The 17,060-nt window shown below is 41.1% G+C and carries 16 protein-coding genes; 13 read left to right on the forward strand and 3 right to left on the reverse strand.

Translation table 11 applies throughout. The features are described from left to right. Window positions 1–285: 285 nt before the first annotated feature. Entirely contained in the window at window positions 286–825 is a 540-nt protein-coding gene (locus VB740_RS12275) for a universal stress protein (RefSeq protein ID WP_323200279.1), read from the reverse strand. Between the two features lie 503 nt (window positions 826–1,328). On the opposite strand from VB740_RS12275, the gene VB740_RS12280 reads away from it, so the two are divergent. From VB740_RS12280 to VB740_RS12330, 11 genes are all read left to right on the forward strand, one after another. Next, window positions 1,329–1,697 (forward strand): Crp/Fnr family transcriptional regulator, encoded by a 369-nt coding sequence (locus VB740_RS12280; protein ID WP_323200280.1) that lies wholly within the window; start codon window positions 1,329–1,331, stop codon window positions 1,695–1,697. A gap of 183 nt (window positions 1,698–1,880) precedes the next feature. Next, window positions 1,881–2,246, forward strand: coding sequence for a Lin0512 family protein (locus tag VB740_RS12285; RefSeq protein ID WP_323200281.1), 366 nt, complete (start codon window positions 1,881–1,883; stop codon window positions 2,244–2,246). A 550-nt stretch (window positions 2,247–2,796) separates the two neighbouring features. Then, window positions 2,797–3,735, forward strand: coding sequence for a radical SAM protein (locus VB740_RS12290; protein WP_323200282.1), 939 nt, complete (start codon window positions 2,797–2,799; stop codon window positions 3,733–3,735). A gap of 59 nt (window positions 3,736–3,794) precedes the next feature. After that, a complete protein-coding gene (locus tag VB740_RS12295) occupies window positions 3,795–5,153 on the forward strand; it encodes a Rieske 2Fe-2S domain-containing protein (protein ID WP_323200283.1) in 1,359 nt (452 codons plus the stop codon). Between the two features lie 280 nt (window positions 5,154–5,433). Then, complete coding sequence (locus tag VB740_RS12300; RefSeq protein WP_289797160.1) at window positions 5,434–5,772, forward strand: hypothetical protein; 339 nt, start codon at window positions 5,434–5,436, stop codon at window positions 5,770–5,772. Window positions 5,773–5,937: 165 nt separating this feature from the next. Continuing rightward, on the forward strand, window positions 5,938–7,122 hold the full coding sequence (locus VB740_RS12305) for an AbrB family transcriptional regulator (RefSeq protein WP_323200284.1): 1,185 nt from the start codon (window positions 5,938–5,940) through the stop codon (window positions 7,120–7,122). Window positions 7,123–7,641: 519 nt separating this feature from the next. Continuing rightward, window positions 7,642–8,664 carry a tetratricopeptide repeat protein gene (locus VB740_RS12310; protein WP_323200285.1) on the forward strand — a complete coding sequence of 341 codons (1,023 nt, stop codon included), beginning with the start codon at window positions 7,642–7,644 and terminating at the stop codon, window positions 8,662–8,664. Window positions 8,665–8,898: 234 nt separating this feature from the next. Then, window positions 8,899–9,117, forward strand: coding sequence for a hypothetical protein (locus VB740_RS12315; protein ID WP_323200286.1), 219 nt, complete (start codon window positions 8,899–8,901; stop codon window positions 9,115–9,117). A gap of 274 nt (window positions 9,118–9,391) precedes the next feature. Next, on the forward strand, window positions 9,392–10,585 hold the full coding sequence (locus tag VB740_RS12320) for a pyridoxal phosphate-dependent aminotransferase (RefSeq protein ID WP_323200287.1): 1,194 nt from the start codon (window positions 9,392–9,394) through the stop codon (window positions 10,583–10,585). Between the two features lie 132 nt (window positions 10,586–10,717). After that, entirely contained in the window at window positions 10,718–11,155 is a 438-nt protein-coding gene (locus VB740_RS12325; protein ID WP_323200288.1) for a secondary thiamine-phosphate synthase enzyme YjbQ, read from the forward strand. Window positions 11,156–11,335: 180 nt separating this feature from the next. Then, window positions 11,336–12,388 carry an aromatic ring-hydroxylating dioxygenase subunit alpha gene (locus tag VB740_RS12330; RefSeq protein ID WP_323200289.1) on the forward strand — a complete coding sequence of 351 codons (1,053 nt, stop codon included), beginning with the start codon at window positions 11,336–11,338 and terminating at the stop codon, window positions 12,386–12,388. Between the two features lies 1 nt (window position 12,389). Here VB740_RS12330 and VB740_RS12335 read toward each other — a convergent pair whose 3' ends face one another. Continuing rightward, the gene (locus VB740_RS12335; protein WP_323200290.1) at window positions 12,390–13,067 is read right to left on the reverse strand and encodes an SDR family oxidoreductase; all 678 of its coding nucleotides are present in this window, start codon (window positions 13,065–13,067) and stop codon (window positions 12,390–12,392) included. Between the two features lie 8 nt (window positions 13,068–13,075). After that, a complete protein-coding gene (locus tag VB740_RS12340) occupies window positions 13,076–14,059 on the reverse strand; it encodes a dienelactone hydrolase (protein ID WP_323200291.1) in 984 nt (327 codons plus the stop codon). A gap of 94 nt (window positions 14,060–14,153) precedes the next feature. Between VB740_RS12340 and VB740_RS12345 the strand changes: the two genes are divergently transcribed. Together VB740_RS12345 and VB740_RS12350 are read left to right on the forward strand one after the other, a co-directional pair. Then, complete coding sequence (locus VB740_RS12345; RefSeq protein ID WP_323200292.1) at window positions 14,154–14,549, forward strand: hypothetical protein; 396 nt, start codon at window positions 14,154–14,156, stop codon at window positions 14,547–14,549. Window positions 14,550–15,118: 569 nt separating this feature from the next. Next, complete coding sequence (locus VB740_RS12350; RefSeq protein WP_323200293.1) at window positions 15,119–16,891, forward strand: WD40 repeat domain-containing protein; 1,773 nt, start codon at window positions 15,119–15,121, stop codon at window positions 16,889–16,891. The last annotated feature ends 169 nt before the right edge of the window (window positions 16,892–17,060 follow it).

Consider the following 17,060-nt stretch of genomic DNA (forward strand, 5'->3'; position numbering starts at 1 on the left):
GTTACCTGAAACCCTTGTAGAGACGTTGCATTGCAACGTCTCTACATTCATTTTCACCAGATGTCTATTGACACCAATAACGGCTGAACTAGCTGATTGCCTTAGTTCCACACCACTTCTGATACCATATCTGCAATAATCTGCAAAAGTAGCAGTTATATCAAGTGCGGTTAATCACTTATAATTAGCACATCTGTGCAAAAATCGGAAAAGCCTCTTTCCCCCTGCTCCCTGCTCCCTGCAAGAACTGCGTTCTAAATGATAAGTCCTTAGCCGGACACGATATTAAATGGATGGTGTTACTTCCTCTAGCTGTGCAGTTTCAGTTTTACTTGCACTAAGAGGATGCTGTACAGTCAAGACTGAACAAGAGGCATGGTGAAGGACGTAATTGCTGACACTACCTAAAAATAACTCAGACAGACCAGAGCGACCCCTACGCCCAATTACAATTAAGTCAAATTTGCCATTACGGGCAAATTCACAGATGATGCTACCAGGGCTACCTGGCTTTTGAGAAAATTCAGTACTAACACCACTACTAATTGCTTCATCTGTAAACGATCGCAACATCTCTAGTCCCTGCTCAAGGAAGTTTTTCCAATGCTTTTGCTGTATCTCCAAAATTTCGGTACTCATTCCTAGCCCCACATAATATTCAGAGCTAGACAGTAAAGAAATATCTGGGCTTCCTTCTTCTTCTGGCGATGGTACATGCAACAATGTCAAGTTAGCTTGTAAAGCCTTCGCTAAGGTAAGTGCTTTCTCAAACACACTCCTATTGCTAGTGGATGTATCTAATGCAACTAGTATTTTCTGAAACATATTAGTTTACCTCCAAACTATTTTGCTCAAGCTTTTAGCTACTGATGACGAGAACGTTTACTCATTGGCGATCGCTTTCACTTATCTTTTACTTATATTTATAAGAAAACAATTTGAGGAACTTGTGACGGTATGGGGCAATACGCTTGGGTTAAGAAATTTATCGAAACAGAATACATGCGTCAGTCGTTAAGGGATTTCCAGAAATTAAATTATTCAATTTTGGGAGCGAAGATGATCGTTAGATTCTTCCTCCCCTGCTTCCCCTGCACCCCCTGCACCCCCTGCTCGCCAAAGCGATGGGATATTTTTTTAGTTGGAAGTCCCTAAGATCCACGTCACCCCACCCCGCATTTAACCACTGTTGAGAGAAAACTTAAAGCAAAACCCAGTGTTAGAGACAACGTGTAAAACAAGGGAGCAGAAAGTAGTATACTTTTGTGGGTTCGCGTAAAGCTATCCAAAAGTTTCGTCTAAAAACCAATAATTTTGGGGTTGCTCTAATGCTAAGTCCTGTAGTTACAGTCAGTATCTTTCAAAAACAACCCGACCCTAAAGTATTTTCAGCAGGTCAAGTCATCTTTGAAGAAGGACAGCCTGGTAATGAAATGTACGGCATTCTGGAAGGAAAAGTGGATATATTAGTCAATGGCAAGGTTGTAGAAACCATTGATACAGGCGAAGTTTTTGGTGTCGGGGTACTCGTAGGAGTCGAAAATAGAACTTATACAGCTGTTGCCAAGGAGGATACCAAACTGGGTTTCCTTGATGAGAAAAAGTTTCTCTTTGCCGTTCAAGAAACACCAGTGTTTGCCTTAAAGGTGATGAAAAGTCACTCAGAACGTCTGAGCCGCTTGCATCGTCTGCTCTAAAGCACCTTAGCCAGCAGAAGTTCCAAAACTAATCAAAATCTTTCACTAATCTTACCTTCTCCCCAGAAGGCCGCACACAATATATATGCTCTCTCTTGGGGAGTCAAAAGTCAGTATTCAGATAACTTTAGATTCTGGCTTCTGACTCCTGATTTATAGGTGCAGAATTTACCGGAGGTAGTAATGGCACGTAAACGATTAATTATCGAGATGGGGATGGGAATAGATCAGCATGGACAAGAACCGACAGTAGCAGCATCTAGGGCAGTACGAAATGCGATCGCTCACAATGCTTTACCTGGTGTTTGGGAAGTCGCAGGTTTAAATCACCCCAATGAAATGATTATAGAGGTTCAGGTAGCAGTACCATACCCAGAACAAGTTAGAGAAGAAGAAGTACTCGCTGTCCTACCATTTGGCCAGAAAACTCTCACCGTAGAATCTGGGGGAATGGTAGTTCAAGGGCGGGCGATTCCCGAACTCAATGATAAAAATGATGAAATGTTAATTGCGATCGCTGCTGTTACAGTTCTGATCGAAAATGAGTAGCTGAGGTCAAGTCGCTTCGCTCCAATTAAAAATTGAAAATGTAAAATTAAAAATTGCAAGACGCTCGTGGACTCGCTAACGCTGCATATTTAGTGGGGGCTTGTACCCAAAATTAATTAATTAAAAATTATTCTTCACTAATTTTTAACTTTTAATTAAAAAAAGGTCAATAGCTTCCCTAAATTATGAGGATTGACATCAAGCAAACGTAGATGATGCAAATCTTTTTGTGCCTAATCGCACAAATTTAAGTAGTTAAACAAAATTAATTACACAAAATTAAGGTATGAAATCCTTATCTAGACTGGAAAATCATGTGTAAATGATTCTGTGCGATTACTTATCCTATTTCCAAAAATCTTTGCAACAAAGAAATTCGGTTCTATGAGCGTACCCATGCCACTAATAATGTAAGCTTAAGCTTTTAGCTACTCCTTATATATATTCTGTATCTTCCAAGTCTTGCAAAATAGTTTGATTTTAAGAAGAATGACATTGTGCCTATATAGAACATAGTCACAATTTAACAGAATTTTAAGTAGGAGTAACAATGTACACGATATCAAACAATAAAATTGATACAGGAAGATATTGTGAAATTAATGTAGTTCACCATTGTAATTTATCATGCCGTGGTTGTACCCATTTATCCCCAACTGTTCCCAAATATATTGCTGATCCAGAAAAGATATACAGGGATCTTTCTATTTTATCCAAATCCTATATTCCAAGAGGAGTTAAATTAGTCGGGGGAGAACCTTTATTACATCCTAATATAATTCAAGTAATTGAAGCAGTTCGTGCATCAGGTATAACTAAGTTTGTTAAAATGATTACGAATGGTCATTTACTTTCAAAAGCATCGGATCTGTTTTGGGAAAAAATTGATGCTATAGAAATTTCCCTTTATCCAAGTAAACCCATAAATCCTGAAACTTTAAAAACATTGAAGCAAAAAGCTAAAGACTCTAAAACAATTTTAGAGTCTTCTTATTGGGATGACTTCCGCGAATCTTATTCCGAATTAGGCACAGAAAATACAGAATTAGTCCAAAAAATTTATTCAACTTGTGCTGTAGCTCATGTTTGGCGATGTCATACTGTCTCAGAAGGATATCTTTATAAATGCCCCCAATCTGTGTTTATTCCGAAAGTTATCCAAAAAGAAAATCTCCAAAATGACGGAATTAAAATTACTGACTCTGGAGATTTTTTTGAACAGTTATTAGCTTACTTAAATTCGGAAAAACCTTTAGAATCTTGTTCTCATTGCTTAGGTTGTGTAGGCAAAAGATTTAACCATGAGCAAGTGAATCCTAAGCTATGGCGCTCTCCGCAACAGTTTACATCTGAAGAACTTGTTGATTTAGATTATTTAAGCTTTGTGGAGAAACAACCATCTAAAGCAAAAGGATCTCACAGGGAAGTTTCTTTACCGGAAAAAATTACTAATATAACAACTAAGCTATTAAATAATTATCGCAAGTAATTGTCGCTTTTTAGCTTTGCTTATAACAATTCTTTTCCCGTAGGAATGAATCTGAAATTATGTCATTAGAAACAGAGACACTACAGGCAACACCACCAACTTCTACTTTTGAGGAACTTGAGGAAAAGCAAGAATTTAACTGGAGGCAATGCTGGTATCCCGTCACCTTTGTGCAAGACTTGCCTAGCAACTGCCCTCATAGCTTTTCCCTGTACGATGAACCCTTGGTTTTGTTCAAAAACAAAGATGGACAGTTTATCTGTTTAACAGATCGTTGTCCTCACCGTACAGCTAAACTTTCCGAAGGACAAATTATTGACGGCAAAATTGAGTGTTTATATCACGGTTGGCAGTTTGGCAGTGATGGTCAATGTCTGCACATTCCCCAATTACCAGCAGATGCAAAAATTCCAGCCAATGCTTGCGTACCATCCTTTAAGGTTGTGGAACGTCAAGGCATGATTTGGGTGTGGGCTGGCGAAAAAGAAACTGCTGTTGATGAAAATATCCCAATTCTGCCAGATTTAGATAAGCCAGGATTCGTGCATACAGACTTTATATTGGATCTGCCTTATGACCAAACATATCTAGTAGAGAACGTCATCGATCCGGCTCATGTTGCTATTAGTCATCATGGCACTAGGGGTGGTAGTAATCGCAAAAATGCCCAGCCATTAGAAATGGAAGTGCTAGAAAGTTCGGTTCAGGGAATTCGAGGTAAGTGGCGAGGAACTAACAAATCAAATGAAGCCTGGAAATATATTGATTTTGTTGCTCCAAGTCTTGTGCTGAACACTGCTTATATTGAAGATAAAGGCTGGACATTTGGACTAGCTTTGTATTCGATTCCTTTAGGCAAAGGGCGATGCCGTCTTCTAGCTAGAGGTTATCGTAATTTCATGACTTGGGGAGTCAAGCTAAGACCACGCTGGCTTGATCACTTAAATACCAACAAAATATTAGAGCAGGATTTACCTCTCATTGCAGGACAACAGTCAGAAATTGAGCGTTTACAAACAAGTCTCAAAGAATTATATTTACCGCTGAAAACATCTGACACATTAGTAGTTGAGTACCGCAAATGGCTAGATAAATTTGGGTCATCTTTGCCTTTTTATCACGGCTATTCTACATGGAAAAATGTTGAGAATGGTGAGTTGAATTCAAAGCCAGTTTTGCTAGACAGATTTTCACGACACACACTTATTTGTAGTTCTTGCAATCGAGCTTATCAAGTTACAAATAGGGTTAAGCAAAGTTGTATAGGGGTAGCGATCGCTCTAGCTGCTGTAGCGATACTTGCGGATGATTCTAGAATTAGAATTGCAGCAATATCGCTTTCTGTAGCAGCAGTTGTAATGTCTGCTATAGCACAAAGACTCAAAACTCACTTTGAGCGTTCCTACACTCGTCACTAAAATCGAGACGTTCGTAGTAAGGACTTAAATGAGTTGTGAAAATTGAGAGACTCAGATCCCCGACTTCTTAAATAAGTCGGGGATCTTATTGTTCACGACTGATTTAGGACTGCTATAGTACACTTAACGGAAGTTTGTTTACCTTAAACAATTTGCTCAAACTCTTTGTGTGGTTAAGTGATGCTCAAGTTAGTGGCTCTGCGCTACAGTAAAAATATTGGGATAAAAATCTCTGGCAGTAAGTTCAACTGAATCACTAATCTTTACCACTGCGGCGATAATGTCTCAAGAGCATAACGAATCACTCCAAATTCAGGAGATTACCAAACTCAAGCCGAAACACTTTGCTGATTTAGTCAGATCAGCACAACTGGTTTTCGACCCCACAGCCGGAGTTTCGGGAAGACACATAACAGTTGACTGGGAACAATTCGGAATTCCCCGTGATGTGGCAGACAATCTCAAATCACTTGGTCAGCAGTACCAATATGCATCTCCTCACATCCCTGTTGAAGACATTTGGAGTAAATTAACTCCAGAAACTCGTATTTGGTTCGTTGAAAATAAAGATAGGTTGTGGCAGCTTGAGGAAGCTTTCCCAGCCCTTGACGAAGATTAAACGGCTGAACCATTGAAAGGAATACCAATTATTTTTAGGGGTACAACTGCTGTTGTGCCCCTATCCTCTCTCTATAGCAATTTTTGTGTAAATTGAGAACTGAGCCTCTTATGCGATCGCATTAGCTTGAGTACATAAGTTAAATTAATAAAAAAGCTTGTATAGATGAATCAAAGCCTAAGTGTTGCTCCCAGCCTGGAAGAACACACTCATGAAAATCCTCTTGTTACCAAACAACAGCTATTTACAAAGCAATTAATTGTCCTGGTTTTGGAAATGCTTCTAGCATTACCTCTGGGTTTACTCCTGGCAAAGTTCCAAATTGGTAGGATTGCCTGGATATTTGGCGGGATTGCCGCTGGTACATTGGTTCTTCAAGGGTGTCGAGTTTTTTATCAATATTCCCCCCAACCTAACCGCACCGCAAGAAAAGTAGGAATGGCACTTGTAGGCTTAACTGTCGGCGCTTCTAACACCCACGGTAATCTCGCTAGTGTTGTTTCTGGTATTCCCATATTTATTTTTCTTACCTTGTTTCTGCTGCTGAGTGGAAGCTGTATTGGTTATATCTACTCGCGCCTTAGCCAAATCAACCTGTTGACAGCAATGCTAGCTACAGTTCCTGGTGGTGTAGGAATTATGGCAGCGATCGCCGCCGATTACAATAAAAATGTAAGTTTAGTTGCCTTAGTTCAGGCGATTCGCGTCACCTCTGTAGTTGTTCTGATTCCTTTCATAGCTAAGACATCCGCAGGTAATTACTATCCGCAAACACTTCCAATCAAGGCTCCTTGGTTCAATTTCGATCCATCTCAACTAGAATTACTCTTGTTAGTACTGGTAATCACTGGATTAGTAGTTTATCCAGCTATATTATTTAAAATTCCCGCTGGCGATTTCTTTGGTGCGTTGTTGATTGGTATCGGGTTTAATCCTTTGCTACATTGGCTGCCTTTTGTAGCTGATATTAGCTTTAGTCCGCCGCCTTTAATTAACTTATTGGGCCAAATGCTCTTGGGAATTACTATTGGTGAGTATTGGGGAGACAAACCCAACTTTAGGAAGCGAACTATTGGCTATGCATTGATATCTGTGGGGATGACCCTCGTAGCTGGCGCGATCGCTGCTATGCTTGCAATGCAATTAACCTCTTGGGACTGGTTAACTTGTCTGCTAGTCACAGCACCAGGAGGATCAGCAGAAATGATTCTGGTTTCCCTGACATTGAATCATAATGTTGAAATTGTCACAACTGGTCATTTAGTGCGGCTGATTGCAATTAATAGTTCTCTACCACTTTGGGTGTTTTTGTTTCGCCGTCTTGATGAGCAATTTTCAGAATCAGTTTAAGGTGAGCTTCCAACGAATGGCATTCGCTACGTTATGCCTTAAGTAATAAGAATTAAATAACATCAATTTATGTCCTATCCCAATACGCTTGGGATAAGCCAGAAACCCCTCATGTAGAGACGCGATTTATCGCGTCTAAAAACTGACACGTTAGAGAGACGCGATAAATCGCCGTCTCTACAAAGAATCGATTTGTGTGTACACCGTTTGTCCACTCCTTTGCAATTAATTGAGCGCAGGGATTTCAGTGTCTTGTGGAAGTCTTAGCGCAGGATGGCGACTTGCTGATTGCTGGAGTAGCAGGTAGCGATGTACCTTCGACCGAAGCTTGGTAAGTTTTTCGCGGGTATTTGTATTAATTGCGTCATGCATGTGCCTGTAAGTATGAAACAATACCATACTTTTATTTTAAAGTCTTATATCTAAAGATAGAAGATTAAGGTTAAAATTTGGGAAAACTAAGAGAAGTTTATTCCTAAAGATGTCCTGCCATTTATTGCAGAATGTAACTGAGGCCAGATGACGCAACCTTTAAATCAAGTCAAAGAATGGGAACAACGTCGTGACGAAGCAAGCCGCTACTACCAGCGGGGGAAATTCCAAGAGTCTCTCGATCTTGCAACCAAGAATTTACACTTGGCTAGATCAATTCCAGACCGAGCCAGAGAAGGTTATACATTAAACGACCTTGGTTTAGCTCACCTCAGTTGCTGGCAACCTCAAATAGCATTAGAGCACTTTCATGAGGCGCTTTTGGTTGCTGTTGAAATTGGCAACGCGCCAGCACAAGCAACTGCACTTAGCAATTTGGGTTCTACCTACAGCCGCCTTGGGCGCTTTTCTCAGGCGTTGGAATATTTTGATCAAGCACTACCAATCTTTAGGCGATCGCAAGATACTCAAAGTGAAATTTCTACTCTTAATGATGTAGCCCTAATTTATACTCGCTTAGGACAACCGAAACGGGCGCTGTTGCTACAACACCAAATTTTGAAGATGCGGCGATTGTTAGGTGACTTTTCTGGTGAAGCAACAACGCTAAATGGTATTGGGTTTGCTTATAACGTCTTAGGTAAGTTTGAGGAAGCTCTAGAATTTTTTCAAGCAGCGCTTCCAATTCAACGAGCAATCAAGAATTTGATTGGTGAAGCAACCACTTTGAATAATATTGCCTCAATCTATAGTGATTTAGGAAAACCGAAACATGCACTATTGCTCTACTATCAAGTTCTTTTGACACGTCGAGCAATCAGCGATCGCTCTGGTGAGGCAACAACGCTTCATAACATTGGTTTTACCTACAGCACGCTGGCAGAGCATCGGCAAGCAATGAAATTTTACAAACAAGCCATTGCGATTTATCAACAACTCGGCGATGGACTGGGAGAAATTTCAACTTTGCTGAATATGGGAAGCCTTTACGCCACAACAAAACGCAAAAAAATGGCGCGATCGTGCTACCAAAACGCCCAAGAGTTAGCAGAGCAAATCGAACATCAGCCACTCCTGGAAAAAGTACAGCAGTTTATAGATTCTCTGTAGGTTGATGCAGCAAACTCAGATTCCCGACTTCTTTAGGAAGAGGTCGGGAATTTTGTTGTTCGAGTTGAACAAAAGGCAGACGAGCAGGATAGAGTTCTTCACCTTGTCCCCTTACCCCCTGCTCCAATTCCTCTTTCTTCCCCCTGTCTCTTCGTTATCGCCAACCATATATTGCTCAACAGGTTACGATCATTAAGAAGTAATAATTTTTATGGCATCGCCAGGAGTCTCTAAATGTTCATTGATGAATTGTCACCTATATTCAAAGAATTTATCCAGCATCCAGTCTCATTTGTGGGTGGGTTATTCTCTGGTGTGCTTCGGCTGAATCTTGCAGAAGATCCTGTAAAAAGCTGGTTGGATCAACAGATCCGTCCCAATAGTTACACCAGCACCACAACAGACGTACATAATGGTAAAGCAAGTGGGCCTCAACAGATTTCGATTGACTAAATTTTTGGGTAATCGCAAATCAGGTTAATCATTTTGGTGATATATTCCCACATTGTTGCAGTTCAGATAAGATCCCCCCGCCTGCGGCGACCCCCTTAAAAAGGGAGTAGATATCAAAAAAAGCCCCCCTTTTTAAGGGGGGTTGGGGGGATCTCTAAAAGACAAACATATTAACCGAAGCGTATTGAAAGTGTGGGAATCTATCACAAAGGAACTTTCCATGTCTTCCACATTAAGAGATACTAAAGCCAGGTAGGTAGATAGGCAAGAAAATATGGAATCCCTAACCTCTCGTATGCAGGCGGTACAGTCGCCAATTATTCCTGTGGTTGGGGAACTGATTAAAAACTCTCCTGGAACAATCTCTCTAGGGCAAGGTGTTGTTTTTTACAATCCACCACCAGAAGCGATAGAACTTTTACCAAAATTTTTAGCCGAACCAACTAATAATTTATACAAATCAGTTGAAGGAATTCCCCCGTTGCTGACAGCACTTGCAGAAAAATTGCAAACCTTCAACGGCATTGAAATGAATGGGGAAAATTGCATCGTCGTGACAGCGGGGAGCAATATGGGATTTATGAATGCCATTCTTGCGATCACTAACCCAGGCGATGAAATTATTTTGAATACGCCCTACTATTTCAACCACGAAATGGCGATCGCAATGGCTGGTTGTCGTGCAGTGTTAGTGGCGACGGATGAAAATTACCAATTACGCCCAGATGCGATCGCTCAAGCAATTACTCCCAAAACGCGGGCTGTGGTTACAATTTCACCAAATAACCCCACTGGAGTTGTCTATTCAAAAGCAGCATTGCATCAAGTAAATCAAATTTGTGGCGTTCAGCGAAGCTGTGCCGAAGGCACTCGCGGTATTTACCACATCAGCGATGAAGCCTATGAATACTTTACCTATAACGGGGTAAAGCACGTTTCACCTGGTGCATTTGGTAATAGTGAATACACCATTTCTCTATTTAGCCTTTCCAAAGCATACGGTTTTGCCAGTTGGCGCATTGGCTACATGGTGATTCCCAAACACTTATTTGTCGCTGTCAAAAAAGTCCAGGATACAATTTTGATTTGTCCGCCAGTAATTTCCCAATATGCAGCTTTAGGGGCATTGCAAGCAAAAGCGGAGTATTTACAGAGTAATATAGGTGCAATATCTCAAGTTCGCCAAGTAGTACTCGACTCCCTTAACCGCTTACAAGGTTTATGTAGCATTACACCCGCCAATGGCGCTTTCTATTTTTTTCTCAAAGTTAATACTCAGATGGACGCTTTTGAGTTAGTTAAAAGACTAATCCAGGAACACAAAATAGCAGTCATTCCAGGTACAACCTTTGGTATAGATGACGGATGCTACCTACGCGTTGCCTATGGGGCGCTGCAAAAAGAGACAGCAAAAGAAGGTATAGAAAGATTAGTGCAAGGTTTGGAAACTATAGTTAGAAGTTTGTAGAGACGCGATTAATCGCGTCTGTTTTGTAGAGACGCGATTAATCGCGTCTGTTGGGAGTTGATATTTAATTTATAAGGGCGTTAGACTGTGTTGGCGTACCTCGTCGATAATTCCAAATATAAAATTGAAGAGATGCCAATTATTAATAAGTTAATAGAAATTGAAACTGAACCAAAAATTAATATTCATAATATAACATCACAAATTAAAGACTTTCTGGCTTCAACATCAATTAAAAATGGACAAGTTTTAGTATTTTCTCGACACACAACGACAGCTTTAGCTATTAACGAAAATGAAGTCAGATTGTTAGAAGATATAAAAGCGTTCTTGCAAAAACTAGCACCTGAATCAGACAGTTACTTGCATAATGACTTGCATTTAAGAGATGTCCCAGAAGACGAACCGATTAATGCTCACTCTCACTTAATGGCAATGATGCTGACCACTAGTGAGATAATTCCCATTGTGGATGGTAAATTAGCTTTGGGAACTTGGCAATCTGTGTTGTTTTTTGAGTTGGATGGGCCGCGTAAAAGAACGGTATTTTTCCAAATTTCTGGCGAATAATCCAACTTCGCACCTGTAATCCTTCCACAACCTAAATCTGAGAGAATTACAGACGCGACCAATAAATGTATCAGTTGAATTTACCCACAGCAGTTAAAAACCTGAAAGAATGTTTCTAAGTATAATCTTCCTTTCCACAAATCAGGGCTTTCGTTGTGTCAAAGGCAGAGGCAAATAGTTATGAAAAATAACGATAACTTTGTATTACGTAATACTTGGTACTATGCTCTGCCTAGTAATCAGATCAAGCCAGGTATGATGATCAGCCGTGTTTTCTTGGGAGAACCAGTGCTGCTAGTCCGTAGCCAGGATGGTAAAGTCTCTGCGATGACGGACATTTGCCCACATCGCGGTGTGCCATTGAGTTGTGGTAGATTCGATGGGCAGGAAGTGGAATGCTGTTATCACGGTTGGCGCTTTAACCCGGCTGGGCGCTGTACTGCGATACCTTCTCTTGTGGAGGAGCAGCAGATGGATTTGAGGCGCTTTGATGTACAGTCATATACAGTCCGGGAAGCTCAAGGGAATATCTGGATATATATGGCTGATCCCGATAACCCTCAACCTGCTTCTGAGATGGAGATTCCGGTAATTCCAGGGTTTGATGAGCGATCGCCCCAGTTTGTTGAGATAATGAAATTCCCCTGTTTTGTGGATCATGCAGTGGTAGGTCTGATGGACCCTGCTCATTCACCCTATGTTCATCGCGCTTGGTGGTGGCGAAATGAGCAATTGCATGAGGAAGTAAAGCAATTTGATGCTTCGCCCTACGGTTTCACGATGCGACGACACCGATTACCAGCAAACGGGGGTCGATTGTACTTGCTGATTGGCGGTGGTGTGCCAGAAACGGAGATTTCTTTTCGTTTACCTGGAGTCAGAATTGAAGAAACCACCATTGGCAACCATCGAGTCGTTAATTTAACGGCAGTTACACCCATTTCAGACACAGAAACTGAGGTAAATTTTGTTCTTTATTCGACACTTCCTTGGGTGGGATTTTTCAAGCCACTGCTACATGTCCTAGCACAAACTTTCCTGGGACAAGACCGAACGGTTGTGGAAAAACAGCAGATTGGCCTGAAATATAATCCTGTGCTACGGCTGATTAAAGACTCAGATATGCAGGCGCAGTGGTATTACCAGTTGAAGCGGGAGTATGCTCGATCTGTCGCTGAAAAACGAGAATTTGTCAACCCTGTCAAGGATCAGATACTCCGCTGGCGTGCTTAAATTAGTCCAAAGTAAATTCTGCAAATTCTCTTTGCCCAAACTGCATATTTCGGTCTATCGCTGAGAAAATTTTATTATTGGTGCGTTCGCTATTTAAACAGCGACCAATTAACTGCGCGACATCTGCACGATTGATGCTACCACTAATCTGCGGATCTTCAGTCAAAACGCCATTACCCGTTGCTGGTTCTGACTTTAGTCCACCTGGGCGGATGATTGTATAGGTGAGTCCACTGGCAATTAAGTGTTGTTCAGCTTTGTCTTTCTCAACTAAAACTGTTCCCAGCGCTGCTAAAACTTGGGGTGACAGAGCAACAACACTATTACCAGCACCAATGGAAGACACAAGAATAAATTTTTGTACTCCAGCTTTAACTGCTGCATCAATCAGATTTCTATTACCAGGGTAATCTGCCCTTTCTCCCTCTGATGGTAAACCGCCAATTGTACTGATAACGGTGTGAATAGGTTTATCTGTTAACATTGCGCGTTCTACATCGCCAACATTTAAGGCATCTCCTAGAACTACCTCAATACCGATGTTTTCTAGTTCGGTAGCAACTGCTGCTGTTCTCAGGAGTGCTTTGACCTTTAGCTGTTGCGCTGTGAGATATTGAGCAATTTCTCGACCAACACCGCGACTTGCTCCAGCCAGAAAAATGTAAGATGCACTTGTCATAAGATTAACTATTTACGCTCAAAGGATTTTATCAGAGGATTGGCAGCACTTAATAATTGCTCAAGCGACTGAGATGCTTCTGGTTGATGGCGAACATGAGCGTCAATAAACAAACTAATGATTTCACCCATCAGCAAACGGAAGGTTTCTTGGGGTTGGGTGGCGGGAAAGTCCAACAAGGGTGTATTTAGGGTAGAGTCTAGCTGATCAACTATCGAAAAGTGATTTGCCCCATCCAGAAGTACCAGATAGCTATCATTTCGTCCGCCAGTAATTGCTTCTTGGAATGTACGGATGACTGAGGTAGTAGCATTTCCAGGACTTACACCGTAGCGATCGCTGCTGTAAGCAATCACTCCATCGCAGGTTCCTCCCATCAGTAGAAGTGGTAGGGAGTCTGGTAAGGGTAAGATAGTACCTGCTTCGTACCCCAATAATAACGCTCCCATTGTGTGTGAACCATAACCAAAAGACCCTGCAACTTGAGGGAAAAAATGAGGATCAGCATTTTCGATCGCAACTCTACCACCTGCCGAGTGTCCACCTAAAATTATTCTTTGTAGATCAAGCATTCCAGCTAAAATACCCTCAGACTGTAACTGTTCCACTTTCGCTAGCAGTGTTGGCAAAGCCAATGCGGTGGGAACACTACGATAAATTGTTGGTTTTAGCTTTTCAAAATCAACCCCTGGATTCAGACTAATTATTCCTGACCTAACTTCCGCAATCCAGTTAAAGAGAATCACCACTAGCCCACGTTCAGCGAGTTTAACCGCTAGCCATTGGTATTGTTGAGCATCACAGTTAAAGCCATTGAAGAAAATTACAACTGGAAAAGGTGCCTTTTCTTGATCAACTGGCATAATTCCGATATTTTTTTCTAGTTTATGCCCCGACATCTCTACTGGATAGAGAACTTTCAGGTGAATGGTATCGTAAGGGGACTGGAAACCCTCGACTTTAGCAGCTTGGAAAAAAGCACGAACTGTCATTTTTATTAGAGCAATTATACTTAACCCAATTGTAGGAAGTATTTTGGTAAGCAATTGTGGCAATCTAGCAAATAACTTTTCTTTGAATTTACTTATGCCTAAAAAATCTCAAACAAATTTAGAACCATACCAAGATGTCAGATTATCTGCCACCACAAGAATCTGGGTAATTACAGTCGCTATTCTCGGAGTTTGCGTCCCACTATCTGCCGTTACTAGAAGCGGTGCTATTCTTCCTTTGGTTGCTATTGGTGGCGCAGCCGTTGGCACAGTTGCTGTTTGGCGTTCTGATGAGCAAAAATCAAAAATTAACTATTTGCAACAACAGCAAATAGAACTGTTAGAGCAAAGATTAGCGAATTTAGAAACAATTGTTAGCAGTGATGACTTAAATTTGCAAATGAAAATTAAACAGATTGAGGCAAGAGATACCTTTGGTGACTCTTCTGATCTAAGTACCACACCCAGACAACCAAAACGCAAAGGTTAAAACAATTCGCAATTCGCAATTCGCAATGGGCTACGCCCCGCTTCGCTTAGAGCGAGTCTGCGTTCGCGCAGCGTCTCGTAGAGAGCGTCCGGGGATTTATACCCCGACTAACATACGCGCTGCTTGATAGAAGCAGGGGACTGAAACCCCCACCACTTGTTAAAGTTAACCAATGTTCACCATTTATACCAATTTCAGATAATCTCCCTTAAAATCATGGTTACTGAGTTGTTTTTGTGTAAGTATTTGTTGACTTAATGTTACGGCAACCTTGAAAATCCCTCTCAGATTAAACTTTCCTTTGCAGCTATAAATGTTTCTAGGGAAACAGTATCTCGTTCTCCATCTCCGTTAAAATTGACTGACATCATTTAATTCTATATACTTCAACTGCATCAGTTTATGAAATGTCTAAGTGCTATATATCTCTATCTTTCCGGGAAATATCTGCCAATGGCTGTATTTTATTAGACTACTAACATTACTGAATTTTTAATTATTTAAGGTTATAAACTTGAGTAATTGCATTGGTATAGCTTACCGTAGGTATGCAATAGTTTGCCGCAGGAATGCAGATGGATTGGATTAGCTTACTCAAAGCTCAACAAGCTGATTTCCTTCAACGTGTGAAAAAACCTAAAACTTATGACTTATCTCTGCTGGAAAGTCAAGTTAAAGGTTGTCACACCGAAATTATGGCTTTTTGGGGCGAGCCATTGGCAAGACTCCAAGAACTTTCTCGCCAACAAGCAGAAGTTCTCGCCAAGAATCCGCCGCCGACGCCGCCTGAATATCCTGAGCCTCCTGACTGGACGATACCTTTTCCCAAATACTTCCAGGAACAAGCCCAAGATTATCTTTTGCGGGAGCATATTGTTGACGGCGTGATAACTGAACGTTTGGGGAAGTTGGTAAAAAAGGTATCACAAGATACCTTGCAAAACATGGTTTTAGATGATGAGGGAAATTTGTGTGGCGAAAGCAAATTTTCTTATGTCCTAAAAGATAATCCTCAGCTAAGTGTTCAAGTTTATGTTGCTGATGGAGAAAGTTTTAATGGTATTAAGAAAGACAAAATTAGGTGGTCAGTTACTCAAGAAGATTTAAGAAAGCACCAAGTATTAATTTTTCTATGTTTGTTTTATCCATCTACAGGTAAGCTAGGATACGACGAGAAACAGAGCATAATTGCAGGCTTTTTACCTGCAAATCAAATTGAACTTACTGAACCAAAACTCTACATTAATCCGAGTAACTTGTTGTATGCGGGGGGGTTGAGTTGGTATTTAGAATCACTTGTTGGTAAAAAAGATACGTCGCCAGTAATTAATGAGAAGGCGATCGCAGATACAATAAAGACTCTACCATCAGAGCATTGCCTTAAGGGTATAGTAGGTGACTGGGAATGTTGGCAGACTTTACAAGGTCACAACAGAGGCATTAATTGCCTAGCTTTCAGTTCCGGGTGTAAGAATGGCAAAGCTTTACCCATCTTGGCAAGTGGTAGTCGGGGAGAGACGAAGCTTTGGGATTTAAGCAAGGGTGAGTTAATAGATACATTATCAGAGTACCCTTGGGTGATATCTGGGCTGGTGGATGAAGTAAATTCCCTGGCTTTTAGTTCAGATGGACAGACTTTAGTGAGTTGCGGTGCAGACTCCACAATTAAGCTTTGGCACGTAGGCGCTTTAGACTTGATAGATATTTTGCACAAACATAATGGGGTAGTGCGGTGCGCTGCTTTCACCCCAGATGGCAGAATGTTAGCTACTGGCGGCGATGACAGAAAAATTCTGTTTTGGGATTTGATGCAACGTCAGGTTGCGATCGCACTCTCTTTAGATGATACAGCTGCTCATTCCCTAGTTTTAAGTCGAGACGGGGAAACTCTGGTGACAGGTAGCTACCGCAAAATTAAAGTCTGGCAAACTTCACTTTTGATGGGAGTCAAAAATTTAAAAGACGCACAACCGCTGCATACTCTAATGGGTCATTCTCACATCGTTCGTTCCTTGGCGATTAGTGCAGATGGTAAAATGCTCGTGAGTGGTAGCTGGGATGAAACGATTAAAATTTGGCAATTGGAGACTGGAGAATTACTTCATACTCTTAAAGGACATAGAGATAGAGTATATGCGATCGCTTTAAGTCCCGATGGACAAATAATCGCCAGCGGTAGTGCTGATAAAACCATCAAATTATGGCATCTCCAAAGTGGAGAATTGCTGGGTACGTTTACAGGTCATACTCATATAGTCACAGCATTAGCTTTCACAGCTTCCGGCGAGATGTTAGTCAGTGGGAGTTTGGATAAAACAATTAAAATTTGGCAACGGAGTTAATGGTAATTCGTAATTCGTAATTAATTGTTCCTGGATGAAGGTCAGAACTTTGTTAATGAGTGGAATGGCACTAAGAAAAGAAACAGCCCTTACTCTGACTGGTTCCCAGCCTCTAGGCTGGGAACCCATTCTGGTAGGCTCCGCCTCCAGTAGCTTGACAAGAGGCAGA

Origin of the sequence: Nostoc sp. UHCC 0251 (assembly GCF_034932245.1) — a bacterium.
Lineage (GTDB): Bacteria > Cyanobacteriota > Cyanobacteriia > Cyanobacteriales > Nostocaceae > Nostoc.